The following is a 4,180-nucleotide window of genomic DNA, read 5'->3' as shown; positions in this document are numbered from 1 at the left end:
GGATTGGTCAGCAGTTCTTTGAATTGCTGATCGTCGGATGCTGCCGGCGTCGGCTCGACAGGCTGCTCGACCGGAGCCGGAGTGGCCTCAGGCGCAGCAGCCCCTGGTGCAGGTGTTACCGGAGCCGCTTCCGTAGGCGCTGCCGCAGGATTGGCCGCCAGTTCGGCTGACATTGCCGGAGCGGTCGTACCTGGTGCCGGCGCACCCGCCGCGCCTTCAGCCTGCAACTTGGCCAATTGATTGTTCTTCAGTTCGATCAGGCGTTGCAACTTGTCCAGCTGACTTTGCAGATCGGTCATGCGGCCTTTCAGTTCGGCGTTGTCACGACGGGTCGTGTCGAGGCTTTCCTGGGTCACGGCCAGCTTGCTGCTCAAGTTCTTGGCATCACCGGCGGCGCCTTTGCCACCGGCCTTGCCGGACTCGGCAGAGACCAGGCTCAGATTGTCTTTCGCCGCTTGCGACGAAGGGCCTTCGCCGCGAGCGCGCTTGGTGGCATCGAGCTGCTGCTGTCCGGTCCCGGACTTCGCCACGTAGCGACGACCCTGACGCCACGCGGTGTTCTGCGCGGAGACTTCAGCAATGGCGTTCGGTTGCGGCAAGCTGGTGCTCTGCGTCTGATCCGGTAGACGCAGCACCTGACCGGCTTTCAACCGGTTGATGTTGCCGTCGATAAAGGCATCCGGATTCAACGCCTGGATGGCCAGCATGGTTTGCTGGACCGAGCCGCCATTGCGCGCCTTCGCAGCGATTTCCCAAAGGGTATCGCGCGGCGCGGTGGTGTATTGGGTTGGTTCGGTGCCACCGGTCACCGGTGCGGTGACGGTTTGCGTCGGCGCAGGCTGCGCAGCCGCATCAGCGGTTTGCGGCGAGAATTTGGACGGATCGAGCAGCACGCTGTAATCGCGCAGCAGACGACCGTTGGGCCACATCACCTGAACCAGGAATTTCACCATGGGTTCGGAGAGTGGTTTGCTGGACGTCACACGCAGGATGCTTTTGCCGCTGGCGTTGAGCACCGGGGTAAAGGTCAGGTCATTGAGAAACGCCTGGCGGTCGACACCGGCCTTGGCGAAATCTTCGGGCGAAGCCAGGCTCGGCACCACTTCGGCAGCGGTGAGGTCCTTGACGTCGAGCAACTCGATTTCCGCCACCAGGGGCTGGTTCAGCGTCGACTTCAGGGTCAATTCCCCGAGCCCGAGGGCATGCGCCATACCGGAGGACAGCGCCGAGGCGGCCGCTATTGCTAACACCAGTTTGCGAACTTGAACCATAGCCTCATCCTTTGTTTGAACATTCCTCGGCCAGCGAGAAGGTGTTGATAGTCGCTGCCGTAAGGCATTGCGCGCGGCGGCGAAGAGTCGTCGCGCGCGATCATTTCATTCATGCCACGCAAAGCCCTGGAGGGAGCCCGCCTTCAGCAGTCCGGCCAAGCATAGCGCCCGGCTGGATTCATTCGACAAATTGTTGCCAAGTATCTTTTACAGCAGGTCTTTTATCAACAATTCAGCCACCTGCACAGCATTGAGCGCTGCGCCTTTGCGTACGTTATCTGACGTCAGCCACAAATTTAGTTCCGACAGGTCGTCGATCCCGTTGCGAACCCGACCAACGTAGACCACGTCCTGCCCTACCGCATCGCCTACCGGCGTCGGGTAATCGCCGGCTTCCACCCACTCGATACCGGGCGCGTCTTCCAGGGCGGCGTTGACTTTCGCCAGGTCGATGTCGCTCGATGATTGCAAGGTCACGTTAAAGCTATCGCCAAAAAACACCGGGGCTTGAATGCAAGTGACGGAAATCTTTAATAAAGGCAGCGCCATGACCTGACGCAGCTCGCGGACCAGGCGTTTTTCCAGCAGCGTGTGACCCTGATCATCTGGCTTGCCCACTTGCGCCAGCAAGTTGAAGGCCATCTGCCGATCGAAGAAGGTCGGCTCCAGCGGACGCACATTGAGCAGCTCGGCCGTTTGCCGTGCCAGCTCGGTGACGGCTTCGCGGCCCTGGGCGGAGACGGCCAGGCTGGCGGTCAAATTGATGCGTTGCAGGTCGAGCAAGCCGAGCAACGGCGCCAGCACTACCGCCAGTGTGGTGGCCGAAGGGCTTGGGCTGCTGACCTGGAACGGCTTTTTCATACCGGCCAGTACCTGCGCGTTGGCTTCAGGCACGACGTGTGGCGCCTGATCAGCCGGCAACGCGCCGGACAAGTCGATCAGCGAGCAACCGGCGGCCGTGGCACGCGAAGCGAAACTCAGGGTTACCGCCGGGCCGGCAGCGAAGAACACCAGCTGGACTTTACTGAAGTCGAACTCATCGACTTCCCGCACCCGCACGTTCTTGCCGCGAAACGGCACCGAATGCCCGGCCGATTCGCTGCTGGCGAGCAGGTGCAGATTGCCGACAGGGAAGTCGCGCTCTTCGAGAATCTGCACGAGCGTTTCGCCGACAGTACCGGTGGCGCCGATCACGGCAATATCAAAGGACTGGCTCATGGTTCTACCTCTGGCGAAACGGGGGGAGCGGCACTTTACCGGGTGGTTGGCAGTTCGGCAATTTAGAGCAAAAGATCGCAGCCTTCGGCAGCTCCTACAGGATCGGGTTTGCACGCGGCCGATGTAGGAGCTGCCGAAGGCTGCGATCTTTTTGCAGGCGACAAACATACCAAAAGAAAAAACCCGCACCTCTTTCAAGGCACGGGTTCGTTCATTACTTCAATCGATCAACGCTCAAGCAGGATCCGCAGCATGCGACGCAGCGGTTCAGCCGCGCCCCACAGCAGTTGGTCGCCGACGGTGAACGCGCCGACGTACTGCGTGCCCATGTTCAGCTTGCGCAGACGGCCAACCGGTACGTTCAGGGTGCCGGTGACTTTCGTCGGGCTCAGTTCCTGAATGCTGGCTTCGCGGCTGTTCGGCACCAGTTTGACCCAAGGGTTGTGCTGGCTGATCAGTCCTTCGATATCGGCGATCGGCACATCTTTGTTCAGTTTGATGGTCAGCGCCTGGCTGTGGCAGCGCATGGCGCCGATACGCACGCAGATGCCATCGACCGGGATCGGGCTCTTGAAGCGACCAAGGATCTTGTTGGTCTCGGCCTGGGCCTTCCACTCTTCGCGGCTCTGACCGTTTGGCAGTTCCTTGTCGATCCACGGGATCAGGCTGCCGGCCAGCGGTACGCCGAAGTTTTCGGTCGGGTACGCGTCGCTGCGCATGGCTTCGGCCACACGGCGGTCGATGTCGAGGATCGCGCTGGCCGGGTCGGCCAGTTGATCAGCGACAGCGGCGTGGGTCGCGCCCATTTGCTTGATCAGTTCACGCATGTTCTGCGCCCCGGCACCGGAGGCCGCCTGATAGGTCATGGCGCTCATCCACTCGACCAGACCGGCTTCGAACAGACCGCCCAAGCCCATCAGCATCAGGCTGACGGTGCAGTTGCCGCCAATGTAGTTCTTGGTGCCCGCGTCGAGCTGCTGGTCGATGACCTTGCGGTTCACCGGGTCCAGCACGATCACCGCGTCATCCTGCATGCGCAGGCTGGAGGCGGCGTCGATCCAGTAACCCTGCCAGCCGGCTTCGCGCAGTTTCGGGAAAACTTCGCTGGTGTAGTCGCCACCCTGGCAGGTCAGAATCACGTCGAGGGTTTTCAGCTCATCAATGCTGTAAGCGTCCTTGAGCGGAGCAATGTCCTTGCCCACGGACGGGCCTTGGCCACCGACATTGGAAGTGGTGAAAAACACCGGCTCAATAAGATCGAAATCCTGCTCTTCCAGCATCCGCTGCATGAGCACGGAACCGACCATACCGCGCCAACCGATCAGACCTACACGTTTCATCGCAACTACACCTTCTTTAAAAAGTGGGCCGCTGCTTTCAAGAGTGAAAGTTGCAGCGGGCCCGAGAGATTACAGATTCCGCAGCGCGGCGACTACTGCGTCGCCCATTTCCTGCGTACCGACTTTAGTGCAACCGGCCGACCAGATGTCGCCAGTACGCAGGCCTTGGTCCAATACCAGACTGACGGCCTTCTCGATGGCATCGGCCGCATCCTGCAGATTGAAGCTGTAACGCAGCATCATCGACACCGACAGAATGGTCGCCAACGGGTTGGCAATGCCTTTGCCGGCGATGTCCGGCGCCGAACCATGGCACGGCTCGTACATGCCTTTATTGTTGGTATCCAACGA

At 60.7% G+C, this 4,180-nt stretch carries 4 protein-coding genes; all 4 read right to left on the bottom strand.

What is annotated here, in order from left to right; translation table 11 throughout:
• The coding region (locus tag WLY71_RS29870; protein WP_347806439.1) for a type IV pilus assembly protein FimV at positions 1 to 1,271 on the bottom strand (1,271 nt) is incomplete at its 3' end.
• 207 nt (positions 1,272 to 1,478) lie between these two features.
• Positions 1,479 to 2,489, bottom strand: coding sequence for an aspartate-semialdehyde dehydrogenase (locus WLY71_RS29865; RefSeq protein ID WP_347806438.1), 1,011 nt, complete (start codon positions 2,487 to 2,489; stop codon positions 1,479 to 1,481).
• Between the two features lie 227 nt (positions 2,490 to 2,716).
• The gene (asd, locus tag WLY71_RS29860; protein ID WP_033061853.1) at positions 2,717 to 3,829 is read right to left on the bottom strand and encodes an aspartate-semialdehyde dehydrogenase; all 1,113 of its coding nucleotides are present in this window, start codon (positions 3,827 to 3,829) and stop codon (positions 2,717 to 2,719) included.
• 69 nt (positions 3,830 to 3,898) lie between these two features.
• A partial coding sequence (locus WLY71_RS29855; RefSeq protein ID WP_347806437.1) for an isocitrate/isopropylmalate family dehydrogenase occupies positions 3,899 to 4,180 on the bottom strand: 282 nt, incomplete at its 5' end.

It is taken from the genome of Pseudomonas rossensis, assembly GCF_039888995.1.
Classification (GTDB): Bacteria; Pseudomonadota; Gammaproteobacteria; order Pseudomonadales; family Pseudomonadaceae; genus Aquipseudomonas; species Aquipseudomonas rossensis.
The sequence above is the reverse complement of the archived record's forward strand: the minus strand, read 5'-3'. Positions and strand labels throughout refer to the sequence as shown.

What these genes read in the sequence shown, in the direction of transcription:
- asd (WP_033061853.1), bottom strand. Translation starts at nt 3,829, where the DNA reads ATGAAACGTGTAGGTCTGATCGGTTGGCGCGGTATGGTCGGTTCCGTG.
- WLY71_RS29865 (WP_347806438.1), bottom strand. Translation starts at nt 2,489, where the DNA reads ATGAGCCAGTCCTTTGATATTGCCGTGATCGGCGCCACCGGTACTGTC.